The following is a 17853-nucleotide window of genomic DNA, read 5'->3' on the forward strand; positions in this document are numbered from 1 at the left end:
GGGCTATAAACCGCCCGCTCCAGAAGCCGTTCTATGGCCGGCTGCGCAATCCGGACCAGCTTCGCCGGCCACCCCGGCATTGGCGCCGCAGCTCGTCATGCACTAACATTCAAACCGGACCACCCAATGGGGGCCGGCCACTTCAACTCCTTCGAAACTCAAGCTTTAGAGGGGTTTGCGGGCCGAAGGGGGTCGTCGGCAGCCCCTTCGGTCTTCTCCGAACCCGTTACCGAGCAGGGTTCTGGCCACTGATCAGAAATGGCGGTCGCGGGCCTGTTCGGCCTCTGGTAAACTCCGGGCGATGCAGCAAACATGCGAATATAAGCACATGGTTATGTCAGCTACCCCTAGCCTACGGCTAGACGGCCCCCTACGGCGGAGACGGTCGAGAGCGAGGGGATACAGGTCGCAATTCACGCCAAAGACGGCCAGGGCGCTGCACCTGACCCTGTCGCTCATCTCGGCCGGTATGCCCCTGGCCAAAGTGTTCGAAACCTATGGCTGCCCGTCCTATAGCGTCTGGCGCAGATGGTGCCAAAATGACGATGAACTGATGGCTGCGTATCGCGCGGCGAAGAGGGCTGGTCTGGAGGCGCTTGCGGCTGAAGCGATGGCCCTGGCCGATAGCGCGACGCCTGCTAACATAGAGGTCGTGCAGCTTCGCGTGCGCGAGCGCCTGCATATCCTCAACCTGAGAAAGCGCCACGTCCCATGACGATCGAATTCCCGCCGCCGCCCTGGGCGACGAAGCCGGCGCCGGCGGAGCCGGAAAAGCCGAAGCCGAAATTGCAGCTGGTGCCGCCGGTGCAAGCGCCGGTCCCTTATGGTGACGCGCTCGCGCGCCAGATCGTCGAACTGATCGCCAGTGGAGCCTCTATACAGGATGTCGTCGCGCTGCCCGGCATGCCCAGCATGTTCATCTTGCAAAGGTGGCGTGACCAGAAGCCGGCCTTCGCGCGCGCGTTTGAAGCCGCCCGCGCCGCAGCCGCAGATATCATTACGTCCGAGCGTCTGACGATCGTCGATGCCGCCAATGCGGACAATGTCCAGGTCGCCGCGCTGCGGTCAGCGACAAGGCGCGAGATCGCCGCCTGCTGGTCTCCCCGCGAATACGGCAAGACGGTCCAGATCAACCAGCGCATTGACCAGCACGTCTCCGTCACGGGCAAGGTCGAATACACGATCCGGCCGGAAACCACGCTGGAGGAGCTGCTCGAGATGGAGCGGATGCTCCAGAAGATCGTAATGACCAACGGAATCGACGCCAACGGCATGACCGACACGGTCCTTGAAGGCGAATTCACCGAGGAGTAGCGCGCGGCGCCGCATAAAGAAGAGCTGAAGGAATAATCCGAGAACGCCTTCCGGTCGTCGGCGGACTCGCAAACCAGCGGTTTGCCTGCATTTTTCGCGAGCCGCAGCAGGAAGGGTTTCGCCATCTGTTCTAGCGCGAGCCCGACCGGCCGGAAAAGCAACTGCAAAGAATTTTTACAGCATTTGCGCAATATCTATTGGCGATCTGCTCGACGTTGCCTACAATACTGCATGTAAAAAGTTGGTCGCCGCCCGGGGCACGGACGACCACCAAAGCAGCAACAAGCAGAGAGCGCCCACTATAGGGCAACTGCTGGGCCTGCAAAGGACCCCGGTCGCGACCTCCAACCAGGAGGTTCGCCCATGCACGCCATTGTCCTCGGCCACACCAGCCGCTCAGGCGGTCACGCCTATATCGAGCCGCTCATCGGATACCACCACGTCCAGTGCTCGCTCCTGTTCGAATTCGATCTGCCGGATGGCGTCGGGGGCCCCAGCCAACCACACGATCGCGGGCTTGGCGTTCGCCGCCGCGCACCTGCTGGCTGACATCCAGCTGCACGCCAAAGACCCGGAGGGGAAGGCTGAGCTCGGTTCGATCACCGGCGCCGGCATGTCGCCGATCGGCTTGCGGCCCTGCGACACGCCCCGGCCCCAGTTCCATGTATTTGCGCACGCCGGCGACGCACACCCCTTCACCATCGCTGGTGACAGCAACAACGTCGCTACGTTTTGGCTCGACGGCATTCCGGCCTTGCGCAACTTCGCCGATTTCCTGGCCGCGCTGGTCGTGCAGCTGGTGCGCCGCCGCGAATTCCGCAGTTCGACGGAGCAGCCATCCGCCGATAACATTTGCTTTATTTTAATATTTTTTACTTTAATGTCGCCGCGCTTACATTCACGCTTATAAATGCGCGAAAAAGCGGCGCTGCGATTGCGCCCGCATACGTTGCCGCGCTATTTTCTCCTCCAGGCTGCCGCCTTGGAGGAGAAGTTGTGTCGATCGTATCGAATTCGCCATGCGACCTGATGCAGCTACGCCGGACAGCTGCCGTTTTCCGGTCGCGGACGCCGGCGCCGGCACGATTGCGCGCAGCGGCGCCAACAATGGAGGCAGTCGCGGCATAGCCGCCGATAGAAGGCGGCCACCCGGCCGCCCACGCGACAGGGCATCAGTCCTCGATTCTTGAAAAAATGCCTCCAGCCGAAGCGCGGCCGCCCGCGGAGTTTTTCAACGAAATCCGCCGAAAGCCGTCGTAGGTCGAAGGGCCGGTCTTGGAGCCAGACCAGTCGAAGGTCCAACGGAAAGGATGCGCCACAAGCAGGAATTCGCGTCGGCCGAACGGACCATTGCCCTTTGGCGGAAAGCGGCCGTAGCTGATGTCGGTTTGGACAATCGCGCTGCAATTAATTTTCAGGTCTCGGCGACGATTTTTCCGATGTCGCTGATGTCATACCCGCCAATTTGCTTGAATTCGTTCTGGAATCGTTCGGAGCGAAGTATTTTCAGCATCGTCACCACCTCGGGGGTTTCGAAATGCTCTCGCTTGACGACAAGGTCGTAACGCTCCCTTTTCAAGGGAATGAAATCGACGTTCTCAACCTGGCGGGCGATCTTTTCGTTGCCGACCGCGACATCGGCATCGCCCCGCCCGACCGCGCTCGCCACGGTCAGATGGGATTGATTTTCGTTGCCGTATCCCCGGACCTGACTCCCGTAAAGCCCCAGGAGCTTCAGATTTTCATCCAGAAGCACTCGCGCGCCGGCTCCCTTTTCCCGATTGATCATTGTGATGTCGTCACGCGCGAAGTCACGCCACGTCCTGATGTTCTTCGGGTTGCCCTTGGCGACGTAAAGACCTTGCGTGCGGTAGGTTACATTGACGACCACACAACGGATTCCGGGCAAGATGGAGCGGACATAAGGCACGTTGTAATCGTCGCTCAGGCTGTCCCAGAGATGCGCGGACGCGACGCTGATTCTGTCGTGGTAGAGGGACACGAGACTGTCGTAGCTGCCAATGTACGCCCTCAGCGCCATGACGCCGTGCATGCGCATGAAATTCGACAGGACATCGAGGATCAGGTCCTGGCCGCAGATGATGAAGCCAGCTTCCTTTCGGCGCTCCATCGACAAATCAAAATACCTGTCCTCGTCAAGCGCCGCTGATCCTGCTCGGATAGCGGCGCGCGCCGAGTTTTTGGATTTCTCGATATAGTCGCGAACGTTCGTCTCGGTGAAGCGGATCTTGCGCCCGACCTTGTAGAAGTCGATCTCGCCGTTCTTGATCAGCCCGTAGATGCCGCTCTTGCTGACATGGAGCATAGCCGCCACGTCCGCAGCGGTCAGGGAGCTTCGCTCATTCATCTGCGCCCACTTGTCCCATTTCGTTAATTTTCGCCTCATTATACACAAACTTGCGAAGGCTACTGCCAATATTTGGCATTCTTGCTTTACATAAATGGCACATCCGTCTCATTCTGCATGAAATATCGCATGATAGATGCAATATTATGTGTATTCGTACTATTTCGTATCTTTTCAAGCATAGCGTCTTTGCGCGCGATGTTGCCTGGACGTGAAACCGAACGGAGCCCCGTCCATGCCGGAATCCAAGACGACTAATCTCATCCAAGGCGGGTTTTCCGCCGGCCCGCAGCAGCTTCCCGCCTTTACCGGCGGAGCCCTCATCGGCGCGCTCGGCGGACTCATCGGTCTCGGCGGGGCCGAGTTCCGGCTTCCATTGCTCATTGGCCCCTTCCGCTTCCGCGCTCTGGAGGCGGTCATCCTCAACAAGGCCATGAGTCTCATCGTCGTCGCAGCAGCCCTGCCGTTCCGGGCTGCGACGGTGCCCTTCGGAACGGTCGCCGCAAATTGGCCGATTATCCTCAACCTGCTCGCGGGCAGCTTACTGGGAGCCTGGCTCGGGGCGGGGTGGGCGACGAAGCTGAGTTCGAGGAACCTCTACCGCATCCTCGCGATCCTGATGGTGCTGATAGCCGGCGCGCTCGTCTTTGGACATGGCTCCACGGCTGCCTCAGCCCTGCTTGCCGGCGGCTGGCTGATGCTTGCCGGAATCGTCTCCGGCTTCGCCATCGGAATTGTGGCGTCACTGATGGGGGTGGCGGGCGGCGAACTCCTCATCCCGACGCTGGTGTTGCTGTTCGGGGCTGACATCAAGCTCGCCGGCAGTCTGTCGCTTGCCGTCAGCCTGCCCACGATGATCGTCGGATTCACCCGCTACAGCCGCGACAGCGCCTTCGCCGTCGTCGCCCGGAACAAGGGCTTCGTCGCAATCATGGCGCTGGGATCGATTGTCGGCGCCTTCATCGGAGGCCGTTTGCTCGGAATCGTCCCGGAGCATGTTCTCCTGCCGGGCCTGGCGCTGATCCTCGTCGTGTCTTCGGTGAAAGTTTGGAGGCACGAATAACGACAACAAGGCGGGCGTTCCTGTCTAACGCCCCGAGATTTCGACGTTTCAAGCGGCGCCTCGGGGGCAATCCGCCACGCCGTCGACATGCCTCCGCTCTGCTTTCAGGCTACGGTTTCGAGGGCGAGTGCTATGCCCTGGCCCCCGCCGATGCACAGCGTCACGATCCCGCGCCTGAGGCCATCCCGCTTCATCGAATGGAGCAGGCGCGTGGTCAGGACGGCGCCGCTGGCGCCGATAGGATGGCCATGGGCTATGGCGCCGCCTTCGACATTGACGATGTCCTCGGGCAGGCCGAGTTCGCGCGTCACCGCGAGCGCGATGGCCGCGAAGGCCTCGTTGATTTCGATCCGGTCGATATCGCCGACCGTCCAACCCGCACGCTCCAACGCTTGCCGCACCGCCGGAACGGGTCCGATCCCGAACATGCCGGGCTCGACCGCGCCAACGCCGTAAGATACCAGGCGCGCCATGGGCGCGAGGTGCTGAGCTTCCGCAAAGTCGCGCTCTGCGACCACCATCGCCGCCGCGCCGCTGTTCAGCCCCGGCGCATTGCCGGCGGTAATCGTGCCATCCTTGCGAAAAGCCGGTTTCAGTTTCGACAGGCTTTCGAATGTGGTGTCGGGACGATTGTGTTCGTCGCGGGCGAAGGGCTCCGGTCCCTTGCGGCCCTTCACTTCGATCGCCACAATCTCGGCGTCGAACTTGTTCGCCGCCTGCGCTTCCGAGAATCGCTGCTGCGAGCGCGCCGCCCAGCGGTCCTGATCGTCGCGGCTGATCTGGTATTTCGCGACGAGATCCTCGGTGTGCCAGCCGGAATGCTGATCGGAAAAGGCATCATTCAGTCCGTCGCGCAGCATGGCGTCGTAGATCTGGCTGTCGCCCATCCTGTAGCCCCAGCGGCCGCCCGTCATGAGATAAGGCGCGGCGTCCATGTTCTCCATGCCGCCAGCGACGGCGGCTTGCGCAAATCCAAGCCAGATTTCCTGTGCGGCGGAGGCGATCGCCTGCGCGCCCGATCCGCACACCCGATTGACCGTCATCGCGGGCACATCGACGGGTATTCCGCCGCCGATTGCCGCCTGGCGGGCCGGGTTCATCTTGTTGCCGGCCTGGATCACATTGCCCAGAACGACGGCGTCGAGCTTCGCCGGGTCGAGGTCGGCGCGGCTCAGCGTCTCGCGGACCGCGGCCGCGCCAAGCTGGGTCGCCGGCGTCGCCTTCAGCGAGCCATTGTAGGTTCCGATTGCGGTGCGCACGGGGGCGCAGATTACGACTTCAGCCATTTCTCCGATTCCTTATCCTGGATTCTGGACCCTAAAGCTTTGCGCGAAAATGCGGTGACGGTTCATTCGCAAAACACGAAGCAAGATCAAGAAAAGGAGGCTCTTTTGCGATTCACCGCATCGCAAAAGAGCCTAAGTGCGCAATGCTCCTGCGAGCCCTGATGTCGCGCAAAGGAAGAATTTTCGACGCGGGCAGCAAGACGACAAAAAGGAAGGCGAAAATCACGAACGGGAAGCGCCGGCTTTTGGCCCAGTGGCTATGATATGTTGAATGCCGGCCGGCGTCCGAATCTCGGTCGAAAAGTATCTGCTCTTGAAATACAGAGACACGCTGACGAGAGAAATCAGTACGGGCACTTCGACCAACGGACCTATGACAGCGGCGAAGGCTTCTCCGGACTTGATACCGAACACGGCGATGGCGACAGCGATAGCCAGTTCGAAATTGTTGGAGGCAGCCGTAAAGCTCAATGTCGCCGATTGTTCGTAGGTCGCCTTAGCCTTGGCCGACAGATAGAATGAGACCAGGAACATGGTGAGAAAATAGATTCCGAGCGGTATAGCAATCCGCACCACATCCATCGGCAACTGGATGATGTATTCGCCCTTTAGAGAAAACATGACGAGGATAGTGAATAGTAGAAAGATGAGGGTCAGCGGGCTGATCCTAGGCACGAACACCTTCTCGTACCAGTCGCGCCCTTTGGTCTTGAGGCCGACAAAACGGGACAGCATCCCGGCAATAAAGGGAATACCGAGATAAATGAAGACGCTCTCGGCGATCTGGCCGATGGAGATGTTCACCGCCATCCCCTCAAGGCCAAACCATCTCGGCAGAACAGTGATAAAGGCATAGGCGTAAAGTGAGAAGAAGAGCACCTGGAAGATCGAATTGAAGGCCACGAGACCGGCACAATACTCGGTGTCGCCATCGGCGAGATCGTTCCATACGATGACCATCGCGATACAGCGGGCCAGACCTATCATGATCAGTCCGTACATATAGTCGTGGTTCCCGGACAAGAAGGCGATAGCCAGAAAAAACATCAATGCGGGCCCGATCAACCAGTTCTGGATCAGGGATAGCGCCAGCACCCGGCCGTTTCGGAAGACCCGTCCCAATTCTTCGTATTTCACCTTCGCTAGCGGGGGATACATCATCAGGACGAGCCCGATGGCAATCGGGATATTGGTCGTCCCCACCTGGAAGGAATTGATGACGTCAGTTATGCGCGGGTATAGGTATCCCCCTCCCACCCCGACGAACATCGCCAGAAAGATCCACAGCGTTAGGAAACGATCCAGGAACGATAGCCGTTTTACATTCGAGTCGGACATTAGCTGTACCCCAACGCTTGATCGTTCAGCCGCACATTGTCGTGCTCACAGGCCGCTTGTCAAAAGCTGATAACCGTGGCGCCTTCGACGGCATAGCGTGCAAACGCATGACGACGCTTCTTGCTCGAAATCCGCTTTCTGTGCGGCACCCTCGCGCCACATTCCTGCTCCGCGCGCGGCCACTGCTCTTCGACCTCGTTTGTTGGGTGACCTCCTCTATTGGTAAGCCCGGCGGCGATTCGATTGTGTCTGCTTTGGCGCATGGCGCGCTCCAATCGTCACCGAAGATCGAAAGTGCCAGCTTTACTGTCACTTGGCATTGACTCAGATCAGGCATGTCTTCAGGACCTTTTCCTCTATGTGTGAGCCGCCGTTACACGACCTCCACTGGTTCGACTTGCAGCGTCGCATAGGCGATGCCTCGATCGGCTCGCCGACGAACTCCCATCTGATGAGGTCGGGACCATATCACGCGCGCACTTCGACTCCACGCAATTCGAATTTCAATACTGCCGTTACTCGCTCGATGCCCTTGATCATGCAGGCGGCTGATTTCGTCTTCAACGCCTGCGACAACGCTGCTGGCGAGACCTGCCCGTACTGGCCCGGAGAGCCGATCAAGGCCCATTGGGGCAACATCGAAGCCCCTCGGTCGAGGGAAGCGATCTCGACAAAGAAAGGGTGCTCATCACCACCTTCCACCGGGTCATTTGAGCTGCTTTTCGGCAACGTTTAAAACCCATCGGGACGGCCTCGAAAATATCATAACGTCAGCCAGAGAGCGGCCTCTATCTGCGCCATCTCCGGCTTCGGCTTGACCCGGAATCTGAATTGACGACAGATTGGAGACGTCGACCTCGGTCAAAGACGGTGGGATAAGGCTATGGTGGAGCTGATGCGCGAGGGCAAGGTCGTCGCCGTCCGGGGCGCGGTCGTGGACGTGCATTTCGACGGCGCGCAAGCACTTCCGCCCGTCAACAGCGCCTTGACCGTTCTATGGGACCGGCCGCAAACGCTCGTGCTTGAAGTTCATAGCCACGTCGACACGGCGACCATTCGCGCTATCGCGCTTCGGGCGACCTCGGGACTGGCGCGCGGCGTCGCCGTTCAGGCAACCGGCGCACCCCTGTCTGTCCCGGTGGGCGACGCTGTGCTCGGCCGGCTGCTCGACGTGCTCGGCAACATCGGGGACAATGGCGCCGCATTGCCGGCCGATACGCTGCGCAGGCCGATCCATGGTCTGCCTCCGCGGTTGGAAGACGAAACCTCCGCAACCAAGATTTTCGAGACCGGCGTCAAGGTGATCGACCTGCTAGCTCCGCTCGTCCAGGGCGGAAAGGCGGCCATGTTCGGCGGCGCCGGGGTGGGCAAGACCGTGCTGGTGATGGAGTTGATCCACGCCATGGTCGAGAAATATCGCGGGATTTCCGTTTTCGCCGGCGTCGGCGAACGCTCCCGCGAAGGCCACGAACTCTGGACCGAAATGCGCGCATCCGGCGTGCTGGAGCGCACGGTTCTGGTCTATGGCCAGATGAACGAGCCACCCGGCGCGCGCTGGCGGGCGCCGCTGACAGCGATGACCATCGCCGAGTATTTCCGTGATCAGAAGCAACAGAACGTGCTGCTCCTGATGGACAATGTCTTCCGCTTCGTGCAGGCGGGCGCGGAAATCTCCAGCCTCCTTGGGCGTCTGCCATCGCGCGTCGGCTATCAGCCGACCCTTGCCAGCGAAGTGGCGGCGCTCGAGGAACGCATCGCTTCGGCTGCAGGAGCTGCCGTCACCGCGATCCAGGCGGTCTATGTGCCGGCCGACGATTTTACCGATCCCGCCGTCACCGCCATATCGAGCCACATGGACAGCATCATCATGCTGTCGCGCCAGCTTGCCGCCGAAGGCTTTTATCCGGCGGTCGATCCGCTCGGTTCTTCCTCGGCGCTGCTCGATCCGCTGGTCGTCGGCGCACGACATTACCGGGTCGCCGAACGGGCGCGCGAAGCGCTGGCGCGGTTCAAGGATCTGCAGGACATTATCGCACTGCTCGGCGTCGAGGAGCTTGGCGCGGCCGATCGGCTCATCGTTAAGCGGGCGCGGCGACTGCAGCGTTTTCTCAGCCAGCCTTTCATGGTCACCGAGGCGTTCACCGGGACGCCCGGCCGCAGCGTGGCGCTCGCCGACACGCTGCGGGGCTGCGAGGCCATTCTCGACGGCGAAGCCGACGACTGGACCGAGAGCTCGCTTTACATGGTCGGAACGCTGGACGAGGCGCGGCAGAAAGAGGCCGGCGCAAAAACCGGAGCGGCGGCATGAAATTGCGCATTGTCACCCCGCTCGCGGTCGTGGTCGACGAGGATGGCGTTCTCGCCGTTCGGGCGGAAGATTCAAGCGGCAGTTTCGGCGTGCTGCCGGGCCACGCCGACTTTCTCACCAGCCTGACGCTCTCTGTCGTCAGCTGGAAGCGGGCCGATGCGACCCGGCTTTATTGCGCGGTCAGGCGCGGCGCGTTTTCCGTGAACGCAGGACGCGAGGTTGCTATCGCCACACGTGAGGCCGTCGTCGGCGACCTCGCGACGCTTGCCGGCGCCGTGCTCGCGCGCTTTCACGCGGATCTCGACGTGGAGCGATCGGAACGCGTCGACTCTGCGCGGCTACAGCTTGCCGCCATTCGGCAGATCATGCGGCATATGCTGACGGACGGACGTAGAGGAGGGTTTTCGTGACCCTCCCCCCAAGTCCTCCGGACGAAAACGATCCCCTCATTCGCGCGGCGCGGCTCAGCCATGAACGCGACAAACGCGCCCGGATCGAAGGCGAGCCGTCGGTGGCGCGCCGCCTGGCGCAAATCGGCGTGCTCGGCTGGATGATCGTCACGCCCACGCTGATCGGCCTCTTCATCGGCCGCTGGCTCGATCGCAGCTTGAATACCGACCTGTTCTGGACAGCGCCGCTTTTGTTGCTCGGCCTCGGGCTCGGATGCTGGTCGGCGTGGAAATGGATGCAAAAGGCATGAGCCTGGAATCGATCCTTGCGTCCTTGGATGGCGCTGCGCTGTTGCGCGCAGCCGCATTCGCATTGTTGGGCGGGATCGGCGGCGCGCTCTATTTCGCGTCAGTCTGGCGCTCGGCCAAGGCCCTCGCTGCTGGCGCCCGGCTGACGAAACAGTTTGCGCCGATCCTGTTGCGGTTCATCCTGATGGGGTTGCTGCTTGGACTGGCGGCCAGGCAGGGGGCTGGGCCATTGCTGGCGACGGCCGCCGGCGTCCTTATGGGCCGCGTTGCCGTCCTGCGCCGCGCGCGAGAGGCCTCGTCATGATCTCGCCATTGACCACAACCGAAATGTTCTGCATCGGCTTTGTTCCGATCAGCGCCACCGTCGTCACGACGTGGGGGCTCATGGCCGCGATGGTCGGGGGCGCTTTCCTGGCCTCGCGCCGGCTGATGCTCAAGCCGGGTTCGGCGCAGGCCTTTTTCGAACTGCTGTTCGAGAGCGTCGACAGCCAGATCCGCGATACGATGCGCGTCGAGCCCGAGCCCTATCGCGCCTTTATCGGCGGACTCTTCGTGTTCATCTTCGTCGCCAACTGGTCCTCGCTCATTCCCGGCGTCGAACCGCCGACCGCCCATCTCGAAACCGATGCGGCTTTGGCCTTTCTGGTGTTTCTGGCGGTGATTTTTTTCGGCGTGCGCGCGGGGGGGCTTCGTGGCTATCTCAGGACCTTCGCCTCGCCGAGTCCGGTGATGATTCCGCTGAATTTCGTCGAAAGCCTGACCCGCGCCTTTTCGCTGCTGGTTCGACTGTTCGGCAATGTCATGAGCGGCGTTTTCGTCATTGGCATCGTTTTGTCGCTGGCCGGCCTGCTCGTTCCCATTCCGCTCATGGCGCTCGACATGCTCACCGGCGCCGTCCAAGCCTATATTTTTGCAATTTTGGCGATGGTGTTCATCGGCGGCAGCATCGAGGCGCCGACCACCAATCATCCAGCAGAGGACGCCTCATGAACTGGTTAGCTTTCGCAAGCATCGTCGGCGCAGCCGTCGCTGTCTCCTTTGGGGCCATAGGTCCGGCTCTGGCGGAAGGCCGCGCCGTTGCTGCTGCGATGGACGCCATCGCGCGGCAGCCGGAATCGGCCAATGTGATCTCGCGCACGCTCTTCGTCGGCCTCGCCATGATCGAGACAATGGCCATCTATTGTCTGGTCATCGCCTTGTTGCTGCTGTTCGCCAATCCGTTGTTGAAATAAGCCCATGACCTTCGACTGGTGGACGTTTGGTCTGCAGACCATCAACGTCCTTGTCCTCTTCTGGCTTCTCAGCCGCTTCTTCTGGCGGCCGGTAGCCGGCATGATCGAACGGCGCCGTGAGCAGGCGCAGGCGCTGCTCGACGACGCCCGGGCGGTACGCGACGCTGCGGCAAAGGCGCTGGCCGAGGCGAAGAAGCGGAATGCAGGATTCGCGGAAGAGCGCGAGTTGATCCTGCAGCAGGCTCGGAGCGAGGCCGCCGAGGCGGGTCGCGCGCTGTTGGCGCAGGCCGAGGCGGAAGTCGCGGTGCTCAGGGAACAAGCCGCCGCCGCCCGCGCAAAAGAGCATGATGAGGCGGAGAAGGCCTGGTCCGGGCGTGCGAGCCGGCTTGCTATCGAAATAGCGGAAAAGCTCGTGTCGCGGCTCGACGCCACAGCCGTGCGCGAGGCCTTTCTGCAATGGCTGGCCGAGCAGATCGTCGCTTTGCCGAGCGACGCCCGAGGAAAAATCGTCGATGGCGGCGGACCGCTCGAAATCACCTCGGCCCATGTTCTCACTGCGGAGGAACAGGCGCATATTCACGCCACGATCCGCGCCGCCCTCGGTCAAGCGGCGGGCATTTCGACCCCCGAAATTGTGTTCCGCGCGGACGCGGCGTTGATTGCGGGCCTCGAATTGCGCACGCCGCATTTTGTCCTCAACAATAGCTGGCGCGCCGATCTGCAAAGAATTCTCGCGGAGCTTCAGCATGACTAGCCACGCTGACGCTCAGGCGCAGGAATGGTTCGCCCAGGCGCGGGAAAAACTGGGCGGCGCGCGGCTCGGGCCGCAGGCCGAAGAAATTGGCCGTGTCGAGGAGATCGGCGACGGCGTCGCGAGGATTTCCGGCCTGCCTCGCCTGCGGCTCGATGAGGTTGTGCAGTTTGACAAAGGCGCGTTCGGCTTCGCTCATTCACTCGACGACGACGCGGTCAATTGCGTCCTGATCGACCCGGCCGAAAACATTGAGGCGGGAGATGCCGCGCGCGGCAGCGGAGATGTGGTGCGCACGCCGGTCGGGCCGGGCTTGCTTGGACGCGTAGTCGATCCGCTCGGTCGGGCGCTTGACGGCAAAGGTCCGGTCGTCGCCGAACGCCATGACCCGATTGAGAAACCCGCGCCGGCGATCGTCGAGCGGGATTTCGTCACTGAGCCGGTCCAGACCGGCCTGCTGGTGATCGACGCTTTGTTCGCGCTTGGACGCGGTCAGCGTGAACTGATCATTGGCGATCGGGCGATCGGCAAATCGACGTTGGCGATTGACGCAATCATCAATCAGAAGACCAGCGACATGATCTGCGTCTACATCGCCGTCGGACAGAAAAGCTCGAACGTCCGGCGGACGATCGACGCGATTTTCTCCTGGGGAGCGGCCGAGCGCTGCATCGCCGTCGTCGCCAGCTCGGCGTCTCCGGCTGGCCTGCAGTGGATTGCGCCTTTCGCAGGCTTCACCATGGCGGAATATTTTCGGGATCGCGGCCAGCATGTGCTGGTCGTCATCGACGACCTCAGCAAGCACGCCGCCTGCCATCGTGAAATCGCATTGCTGACGCGCCAGTCGCCGGGTCGCGAAGCCTATCCGGGCGACATTTTCTATGTGCACGCCCGCTTGCTGGAGCGCGCCGCAAAACTGTCCGCCGCAAAAGGTGGCGGCTCGCTGACCGCTCTGCCGATCGCCGAGACCGACGCGGGTAATCTCAGCGCCTATATTCCGACCAATCTGATCTCGATCACCGACGGCCAGATCGTGCTCGACACGCGATTGTTCCATGAGGGTCAGAAGCCCGCCGTCGATGTCGGCGTCAGCGTGAGCCGGGTCGGCGGCAAGACCCAGTCGAAGGCGCTGCGCGATGCGGCGGCGTCCCTGCGTCTCGATTATGCCCAGTTTCTCGAACTGGAGATGTTCACCCGCTTCGGCGGCATGCCGGACAGCCGCGTGCGCGGCCAGTTAGCGCGCGGCGCGCGCATCCGGTCCATCCTCAACCAGCCGCAGCACGCGCCGCTGCGCCTGGCTGATGAGGTCGCATTGGTCACTGCGGTCCAGGACGGACTGCTCGACTCCTTGCCACCCGACGCGATCGCCGACTTTCGGCAAGGTCTGGGCGACATGCTCGATCGGGATGCGGCCGAGGCGGTGGCGACATTGCAACAGAACGGCGCCATCGCCGGCCCGTCGGCGCAGGCTTTTGCAGCCGCGCTCGGGCGCTATGCGCAAAATTTCTTGGCCTCTCGCGGTGGAACAGCATGACCGAACGTCTCGCCGAGGTACGCGCTCACATCGATGGCGTCCACCAGCTTGGATCGGTCGTCAACGCCATGCGCGGCATTGCGGCGGCTCGAGCCCAAACCGCCCGCAACCAGCTTGTGGCCGTTGACGCCTACGCACAAATCGTCGCGGGAGCGGTCGCTCGGGCGCTGCGCTTGCGCGCAAACTCCAGCACGGAGGCGCCCCGACGAGGCGGCGAGACAGGCATCGCCCTGTTTTGCGCCGAACAAGGGTTCGCCGGCGCGTTCAACGAGCGCGCGCTGGACGCCGTTGGCGCCGATTTGGCGAAATGCGAATTGTTTCTGATCGGTTCGCGCGGGGTCGACCTCGCTGCGCAGAGGAAGATCCATGCCAGCTGGAGCGACGCCATGCCGTCGCATGGGCTGGGAGTCCCAAAGCTTGCGGATCGGATAACCGAAGCCCTTTATCGCCGCATAGCCTGCGAGGCGATCGTCCAGTTCGACGTCGCCTACACCGCCTGGGCGCCGGGAAAAGGATTTCACGTCGAGAGACACCAGCTTTTTCCGCTCGACCCTGAGCGTTTTTCAGGTCTGGACGGCAGAGGCGCGCCGCTCGTCAATCTGCCGCCTGATGCGCTCGTGGCCAATTTGGCGGCGGATTATTTGCACGCGCAGTTGTGCCACGCCGCGCTGCATTCCTTCGCCGCGGAAAACCAGGCCCGAATGGAGGCGATGGCCGCCGCGGGAAAGCATGTAGAAAAACAGCTTGCGAAATTGCACGCAACGGAACGCCGCGTCCGGCAGGACGAAATTACAGACGAGATCATCGAACTGGCGGCAGGAGAAACCGCCTCTCGCGCCGACCGCAACTCGGCAGCGCGCCAGGACTCGGATCAGAAGCCGCCAGAACGCCGATCACCTCACCAAAATGGCCCCCCCCGATCGGACGATTCTTAGTCTAATGATCCGATCGGAGTGTTCTCGGCGGGTTCAGAGCGAGATCCTCTTTCACTTCGGACGAGTGCGACCCAGCGCGTCCAGAGTCGCGGAAAACGTCGAATCGTTCACGCTACCACAATCGCGCGGTAGGCAAGCGAATGGAGACGGGATAGCAACCGCGCAGTCTGCCGGACTTGCGGTGAAACTGAATACTGTCGCGCTTGGGGGGGGAACGATGGGGAAATCCAACGGCTGCTCACCTTCGCCCACGACCGCGGCATGGACCTTACGCTGATCGAATTGATGCCGCTGGGGATCGGAACGCAAGGCGAGGGTCGCTTCCTGCCCTTGTCCGAAGTTCGGGCCGCGCTCGAACAGCGATTCAGACTCGAAGACCTGCCCGACCGCACGGGCGGCCCGGCGCGTTATGTCCGCGTTGCGGAGACCGGCGGCCGCCTCGGCTTTATCACCCCGTTGAGCCAGCATTTTTGCGCAAGTTGCAATCGGGTTCGCGTTACCTGCACCGGGCGGCTTTTCACTTGCCTTGGACAGGAGGGGGGCGCTGAATTGCGGCCTCCATTGCGCGCATCGGAAAGTGACGATCCCTTGTTGGCGGCAATTGACTCGGCGATCGCCCGCAAGCCCGCGGGCCATGGCTTCATCGATCGACAGGGCTTCACCACGCCCTTGCTCGCGCGTCACATGAGCACGACCGGCGGCTGACGCCAGCAACAACCGCCAAGCGCGCGAGCGCGCAGGCCCCGATCAAATCGAGCGCTGGTTCACCCGTTTCGACAGTTCCTCGGCGCTTTCCTTGCGTTCGGAGTAGCGGTCGACCAGGTAGTCGGCGCAGCCGCGCGTGAGAATCGTGAATTTCACCAACTCCTCCATCACGTCGACCATGCGGTCGTAATAGGGCGAAGGCTTCATCCGGTCGTGGTCGTCGAACTCCATGAAGGCTTTCGCCACCGACGACTGGTTGGGGATGGTGATCAGCCGCATCCAGCGGCCGAGAATGCGCATCTGGTTGACGGCGTTGAACGATTGCGAGCCGCCGCAGACCTGCATCACCGCCAGCGTCTTGCCCTGGGAAGGCCGGACGGCGCCCAGCGACAGCGGTATCCAGTCGATCTGCGCCTTCATGACCGCTGTCATGGCGCCGTGGCGCTCCGGCGAACACCAGACCATGCCTTCCGACCACATTACGAGTTCGCGCAATTCGGCGACCTTGGGGTGATCCGCCTCGGCGTCGTCAGGCAAAGGCAGGCCGCTGGGATTGAACATACGCGTCTCGGCGCCGAAACGACGCAAGATGCGCGCGGCCTCTTCCGTCATCAGGCGGCTGAAGGAGCGTTTTCGCACAGAGCCGTGAAGCAGAAGAATGCGCGGCGCGTGTTCTTTCCGGGGCGAATTGAACAGGCTCTGCTCATGGATCGGCTTGAAACAGGCCTCGTCGAGATTGGGTGTGGAATCGGCGTGATCAACCAAGGCGGCGGCCCTCCGCGTCGATCAGCAACTGGCCGTCTTCCTTGTGCAGCGGGCCCGGCGGCAGGCGGTCGAGGAGATCGAGAACGGTTTCGCTGGGGCGGCAGAGCTTGACGCCCTTGATCGTGCAGACAATTGGGCGGTTGACCAGAACCGGATGGGCCAGCATGGCGCCGAGCAGGGCGTCGTCGCCGACCGAGGGATCGAGCAAACCGAGTTCCTCCGCCGGGGATTTGGAGGTTCGAAGCGCCTTGCGCGGCGTCAATCCCGCGGCGGCGAACAGGCCGAGGAGTTGCGGCTTCGTCCAGCCCGTCTTCAGATATTCGATCACGGTCGGGCGATAGCCGGCCGCCTCGATGATGGACAGAACATTGCGCGACGTGCCGCAATCGGGATTGTGGTGGATGACGACGTCGAACTGTTCAGACAATGGCCTTCTCCCTCGCGCCATCGGCCGCGACACGCCGCTGGACCACTGATCTCGCCTCATACCAGCCGCGCGTGGCGTTGACGATCCGAACCACGGTCAGCATCACCGGCACTTCGATGAGGACGCCGACCACGGTGGCGAGCGCCGCGCCCGAGTGGAAACCAAACAGGCTGATCGCGGCGGCGACGGCCAGTTCGAAGAAATTGCTGGCGCCGATCAGGGCCGAGGGGGCGGCGACACAATGCGCCTCTCCGGTCGCCCGGTTCAGGAGATAGGCCAGGCCCGCGTTAAAATAGACCTGGATGAGGATCGGGACCGCCAGCATGGCGATGACCAGCGGCTGAGCAAGGATTTGCTCGCCCTGGAAACCAAACAGCAGCACCAAGGTTGTCAGCAGCGCGACCAGCGAAAGCGGCTGCAAGGATGAGAGCAATGCGTCGAGAGCGGACTGGCCGCCGCGCATGAGCGTTGATCGGCGGATGATCTGCGCGGCGATGACCGGCACGACGATATAAAGGGCAACCGACAGCAGCAAGGTCTGCCAGGGCACGGTGATCGCCGACAGGCCGAGCAGCAGGCCGACGATGGGCGCGAAGGCAATGACCATGATCACGTCGTTCAGCGCCACCTGGCTCAGGGTGAAATGGGGTTCGCCATTGGACAAATTGCTCCAGACGAAGACCATGGCGGTGCAGGGCGCCGCGGCCAGCAGAATCAGGCCGGCGATATAGCTGTCGATCTGATCGGCGGGCAGATAGGCCTTGAACAGCCAGCCGATGAACAGCCAGCCGAGCAGCCCCATCGAGAATGGCTTCACCGCCCAATTGATGAACAGGGTCACGCCAATGCCGCGCCAATGCTCGGCGACCTGCGACAACGCCTCAAAGTCGATCTTCACCAGCATCGGAATGATCATCAGCCAGATCAGCACCGCCACGGGAAGGTTGACCTTGGCGATTTCGGCGGAGCCAACCAGGTGAAACACGCCGGGAAAGAAATGGCCCAGCGCCACGCCCGCGACGATACAGAGAAAGACCCAGAGGGTCAGATAGCGTTCAAAAGTGGACATGAAGGGACTCCACGGTCGCCTGGGCGACCCGACTGACGGATGCGGCGCCGGTTCAGGCCA

The 17853-nt window shown here is 62.1% G+C and carries 19 protein-coding genes and 2 pseudogenes; 15 read left to right on the forward strand and 6 right to left on the reverse strand.

Annotated elements, in window-relative coordinates; translation table 11 throughout:
- Nucleotides 1-334: 334 nt before the first annotated feature.
- The 3 genes from QZ409_RS21720 to QZ409_RS15740 all read left to right on the forward strand — a co-directional run bounded on the left by QZ409_RS21720 (nucleotide 335) and on the right by QZ409_RS15740 (nucleotide 2224).
- Nucleotides 335-715, forward strand: coding sequence for a hypothetical protein (locus QZ409_RS21720; protein ID WP_342394851.1), 381 nt, complete (start codon nucleotides 335-337; stop codon nucleotides 713-715).
- Nucleotides 712-1314, forward strand: a complete 603-nt coding sequence (locus tag QZ409_RS15735; RefSeq protein WP_296713192.1) for a hypothetical protein — start codon at nucleotides 712-714, stop codon at nucleotides 1312-1314. Before QZ409_RS21720 ends, QZ409_RS15735 begins: the two co-directional genes overlap by 4 nt.
- A gap of 517 nt (nucleotides 1315-1831) precedes the next feature.
- The gene (locus QZ409_RS15740; protein WP_296713194.1) at nucleotides 1832-2224 is read left to right on the forward strand and encodes a hypothetical protein; all 393 of its coding nucleotides are present in this window, start codon (nucleotides 1832-1834) and stop codon (nucleotides 2222-2224) included.
- Nucleotides 2225-2728: 504 nt separating this feature from the next.
- On the opposite strand, the gene QZ409_RS15745 is transcribed toward QZ409_RS15740, so the two are convergent.
- A complete protein-coding gene (locus QZ409_RS15745; protein ID WP_296713196.1) occupies nucleotides 2729-3682 on the reverse strand; it encodes a helix-turn-helix transcriptional regulator in 954 nt (317 codons plus the stop codon).
- Nucleotides 3683-3917: 235 nt separating this feature from the next.
- Between QZ409_RS15745 and QZ409_RS15750 the strand changes: the two genes are divergently transcribed.
- Nucleotides 3918-4745: a sulfite exporter TauE/SafE family protein gene (locus QZ409_RS15750; protein ID WP_296713197.1), complete on the forward strand. Its 828-nt coding sequence runs from the start codon at nucleotides 3918-3920 to the stop codon at nucleotides 4743-4745.
- Between the two features lie 104 nt (nucleotides 4746-4849).
- Here QZ409_RS15750 and QZ409_RS15755 read toward each other — a convergent pair whose 3' ends face one another.
- Nucleotides 4850-6031 carry an acetyl-CoA C-acetyltransferase gene (locus QZ409_RS15755; RefSeq protein WP_296713198.1) on the reverse strand — a complete coding sequence of 394 codons (1182 nt, stop codon included), beginning with the start codon at nucleotides 6029-6031 and terminating at the stop codon, nucleotides 4850-4852.
- A gap of 222 nt (nucleotides 6032-6253) precedes the next feature.
- Entirely contained in the window at nucleotides 6254-7369 is a 1116-nt protein-coding gene (arsB, locus tag QZ409_RS15760) for an ACR3 family arsenite efflux transporter (protein WP_296713199.1), read from the reverse strand.
- Between the two features lie 550 nt (nucleotides 7370-7919).
- Here arsB (QZ409_RS15760) and QZ409_RS15765 point away from each other — a divergent pair.
- From QZ409_RS15765 to QZ409_RS15815, 11 genes and pseudogenes are all read left to right on the forward strand, one after another.
- Nucleotides 7920-8035, forward strand: a pseudogene (locus tag QZ409_RS15765) (arsenate reductase ArsC); the annotation flags it as partial.
- A 217-nt stretch (nucleotides 8036-8252) separates the two neighbouring features.
- Nucleotides 8253-9677, forward strand: coding sequence for a F0F1 ATP synthase subunit beta (gene atpD / locus QZ409_RS15770; protein WP_296713201.1), 1425 nt, complete (start codon nucleotides 8253-8255; stop codon nucleotides 9675-9677).
- Nucleotides 9674-10087, forward strand: coding sequence for a F0F1 ATP synthase subunit epsilon (locus QZ409_RS15775; RefSeq protein WP_296713202.1), 414 nt, complete (start codon nucleotides 9674-9676; stop codon nucleotides 10085-10087). Before atpD ends, QZ409_RS15775 begins: the two co-directional genes overlap by 4 nt.
- Complete coding sequence (locus QZ409_RS15780; RefSeq protein ID WP_296713204.1) at nucleotides 10084-10377, forward strand: AtpZ/AtpI family protein; 294 nt, start codon at nucleotides 10084-10086, stop codon at nucleotides 10375-10377. The genes QZ409_RS15775 and QZ409_RS15780 overlap by 4 nt, the downstream gene beginning before the upstream one ends.
- Entirely contained in the window at nucleotides 10374-10679 is a 306-nt protein-coding gene (locus QZ409_RS15785; protein WP_296713206.1) for an ATP synthase subunit I, read from the forward strand. The genes QZ409_RS15780 and QZ409_RS15785 overlap by 4 nt, the downstream gene beginning before the upstream one ends.
- Nucleotides 10676-11365, forward strand: coding sequence for a F0F1 ATP synthase subunit A (locus QZ409_RS15790; protein ID WP_296713207.1), 690 nt, complete (start codon nucleotides 10676-10678; stop codon nucleotides 11363-11365). Before QZ409_RS15785 ends, QZ409_RS15790 begins: the two co-directional genes overlap by 4 nt.
- Complete coding sequence (locus QZ409_RS15795; protein ID WP_296713208.1) at nucleotides 11362-11607, forward strand: F0F1 ATP synthase subunit C; 246 nt, start codon at nucleotides 11362-11364, stop codon at nucleotides 11605-11607. Before QZ409_RS15790 ends, QZ409_RS15795 begins: the two co-directional genes overlap by 4 nt.
- Before the next feature lie 4 nt (nucleotides 11608-11611).
- Nucleotides 11612-12361 (forward strand): F0F1 ATP synthase subunit delta, encoded by a 750-nt coding sequence (locus tag QZ409_RS15800; RefSeq protein ID WP_296713210.1) that lies wholly within the window; start codon nucleotides 11612-11614, stop codon nucleotides 12359-12361.
- Nucleotides 12354-13892 (forward strand): F0F1 ATP synthase subunit alpha, encoded by a 1539-nt coding sequence (locus QZ409_RS15805; protein WP_296713211.1) that lies wholly within the window; start codon nucleotides 12354-12356, stop codon nucleotides 13890-13892. The genes QZ409_RS15800 and QZ409_RS15805 overlap by 8 nt, the downstream gene beginning before the upstream one ends.
- Before the next feature lie 68 nt (nucleotides 13893-13960).
- On the forward strand, nucleotides 13961-14827 hold the full coding sequence (locus tag QZ409_RS15810) for a F0F1 ATP synthase subunit gamma (protein ID WP_296713219.1): 867 nt from the start codon (nucleotides 13961-13963) through the stop codon (nucleotides 14825-14827).
- Between the two features lie 148 nt (nucleotides 14828-14975).
- Nucleotides 14976-15532, forward strand: a pseudogene (locus tag QZ409_RS15815) (GTP 3',8-cyclase MoaA); the annotation flags it as partial.
- Nucleotides 15533-15574: 42 nt separating this feature from the next.
- Here QZ409_RS15815 and arsH read toward each other — a convergent pair.
- Genes arsH through arsB (QZ409_RS15830) form a run of 3 tightly spaced genes read right to left on the reverse strand, consistent with a single transcriptional unit; the run spans nucleotide 15575 to nucleotide 17793 of the window.
- Nucleotides 15575-16297, reverse strand: a complete 723-nt coding sequence (gene arsH, locus QZ409_RS15820; protein ID WP_296713213.1) for an arsenical resistance protein ArsH — start codon at nucleotides 16295-16297, stop codon at nucleotides 15575-15577.
- On the reverse strand, nucleotides 16290-16724 hold the full coding sequence (gene arsC / locus QZ409_RS15825; RefSeq protein ID WP_296713215.1) for an arsenate reductase (glutaredoxin): 435 nt from the start codon (nucleotides 16722-16724) through the stop codon (nucleotides 16290-16292). The genes arsH and arsC overlap by 8 nt, the downstream gene beginning before the upstream one ends.
- Nucleotides 16717-17793 (reverse strand): ACR3 family arsenite efflux transporter, encoded by a 1077-nt coding sequence (gene arsB, locus QZ409_RS15830; RefSeq protein WP_296713217.1) that lies wholly within the window; start codon nucleotides 17791-17793, stop codon nucleotides 16717-16719. Before arsB (QZ409_RS15830) ends, arsC begins: the two co-directional genes overlap by 8 nt.
- Nucleotides 17794-17853: the final 60 nt, after the last annotated feature.

The organism is Rhodoblastus sp., from assembly GCF_019449565.1.
Classification (GTDB): domain Bacteria; phylum Pseudomonadota; class Alphaproteobacteria; order Rhizobiales; family Beijerinckiaceae; genus Rhodoblastus.

Bases quoted from the DNA above. Each gene is read 5' to 3' on its own strand.
- QZ409_RS21720 (WP_342394851.1), top strand. From the start codon at position 335: ATGTCAGCTACCCCTAGCCTACGGCTAGACGGCCCCCTACGGCGGAGA.
- QZ409_RS15735 (WP_296713192.1), top strand. From the start codon at position 712: ATGACGATCGAATTCCCGCCGCCGCCCTGGGCGACGAAGCCGGCGCCG.
- QZ409_RS15745 (WP_296713196.1), bottom strand. From the start codon at position 3,682: ATGAATGAGCGAAGCTCCCTGACCGCTGCGGACGTGGCGGCTATGCTC.
- QZ409_RS15750 (WP_296713197.1), top strand. From the start codon at position 3,918: ATGCCGGAATCCAAGACGACTAATCTCATCCAAGGCGGGTTTTCCGCC.
- QZ409_RS15755 (WP_296713198.1), bottom strand. From the start codon at position 6,031: ATGGCTGAAGTCGTAATCTGCGCCCCCGTGCGCACCGCAATCGGAACC.
- arsB (WP_296713199.1), bottom strand. From the start codon at position 7,369: ATGTCCGACTCGAATGTAAAACGGCTATCGTTCCTGGATCGTTTCCTA.
- atpD (WP_296713201.1), top strand. From the start codon at position 8,253: ATGGTGGAGCTGATGCGCGAGGGCAAGGTCGTCGCCGTCCGGGGCGCG.
- QZ409_RS15775 (WP_296713202.1), top strand. From the start codon at position 9,674: ATGAAATTGCGCATTGTCACCCCGCTCGCGGTCGTGGTCGACGAGGAT.
- QZ409_RS15785 (WP_296713206.1), top strand. From the start codon at position 10,374: ATGAGCCTGGAATCGATCCTTGCGTCCTTGGATGGCGCTGCGCTGTTG.
- QZ409_RS15790 (WP_296713207.1), top strand. From the start codon at position 10,676: ATGATCTCGCCATTGACCACAACCGAAATGTTCTGCATCGGCTTTGTT.
- QZ409_RS15795 (WP_296713208.1), top strand. From the start codon at position 11,362: ATGAACTGGTTAGCTTTCGCAAGCATCGTCGGCGCAGCCGTCGCTGTC.
- QZ409_RS15800 (WP_296713210.1), top strand. From the start codon at position 11,612: ATGACCTTCGACTGGTGGACGTTTGGTCTGCAGACCATCAACGTCCTT.
- QZ409_RS15805 (WP_296713211.1), top strand. From the start codon at position 12,354: ATGACTAGCCACGCTGACGCTCAGGCGCAGGAATGGTTCGCCCAGGCG.
- QZ409_RS15810 (WP_296713219.1), top strand. From the start codon at position 13,961: ATGCGCGGCATTGCGGCGGCTCGAGCCCAAACCGCCCGCAACCAGCTT.
- arsB (WP_296713217.1), bottom strand. From the start codon at position 17,793: ATGTCCACTTTTGAACGCTATCTGACCCTCTGGGTCTTTCTCTGTATC.